Source organism: Shewanella sp. SR44-4, assembly GCF_014163715.1.
GTDB lineage: Bacteria > Pseudomonadota > Gammaproteobacteria > Enterobacterales > Shewanellaceae > Shewanella.
Window position 1 is genome coordinate 1 of sequence record NZ_JACJDU010000118.1, and the last position, 1183, is coordinate 1183.

The following is a 1183-nucleotide window of genomic DNA, read 5'->3' on the forward strand; positions in this document are numbered from 1 at the left end:
GGTCACGTTGACCATGGTAAAACAACTTTAACAGCAGCAATCTCTGCCGTTTTGTCTAAAACTTATGGTGGTGAAGTTAAAAACTTCGCTCAAATCGATAACGCTCCAGAAGAGCGTGAGCGCGGTATTACAATTAATACTTCTCACATCGAATATGACACACCAATTCGTCACTACGCACACGTAGATTGTCCAGGTCACGCGGATTATGTTAAAAACATGATTACCGGTGCTGCACAGATGGACGGCGCAATCTTAGTAGTTGCTGCTACAGACGGCCCAATGCCACAGACACGTGAGCACATCTTGCTTTCACGTCAAGTAGGCGTACCTTTCATCATCGTATTCATGAACAAATGTGACATGGTAGATGACGAAGAATTACTAGAATTAGTAGAAATGGAAGTGCGTGAGCTTCTTTCAGAATACGACTTCCCAGGTGATGATTTACCAGTAATTCAAGGTTCAGCTCTTAAGGCACTAGAAGGCCAGCCAGAGTGGGAAGCAAAAATTCTTGAGCTTGCAGAAGCACTAGATACTTATATTCCAGAACCAGCTCGTGACATCGATAAGCCATTCCTACTACCAATCGAAGATGTATTCTCGATTTCAGGTCGTGGTACAGTGGTAACAGGTCGTGTTGAACGTGGTATCGTTCGCGTATCAGACGAAGTTGAAATTGTTGGTGTTCGTCCAACAACTAAAACAACGTGTACTGGTGTAGAAATGTTCCGCAAGCTACTTGACGAAGGTCGTGCTGGCGAAAACTGTGGTGTGTTATTACGTGGTACTAAGCGTGATGACGTAGAACGTGGTCAAGTACTAGCTAAGCCTGGTTCAATTAACCCACACACAACTTTCGAATCAGAAGTTTACGTGTTGTCAAAAGAAGAAGGCGGACGTCATACTCCATTCTTCAAAGGCTACCGTCCACAATTCTTCTTCCGTACAACAGACGTAACAGGCACAATTGAGTTACCAGAAGGCGTAGAAATGGTTATGCCTGGTGATAACATCAAGATGGTCGTTACTCTGATTTACCCAATCGCGATGGACGACGGTTTACGTTTCGCTATCCGTGAAGGTGGCCGTACAGTTGGTGCAGGTGTTGTAGCTAAAATTATCGCGTAATAGCGAGTTTAGTGAACACTAAAAAAGGAAGCTTAGGCTTCCTTTTTTATTT

1 protein-coding gene is annotated in these 1183 nt (G+C 43.9%); it reads left to right on the forward strand.

From position 1 onward, the window contains the following. A partial coding sequence (gene tuf, locus H5125_RS21635; protein ID WP_182745490.1) for an elongation factor Tu occupies positions 1–1131 on the forward strand: 1131 nt, incomplete at its 5' end. Between the last annotated feature and the right edge of the window lie 52 nt (positions 1132–1183).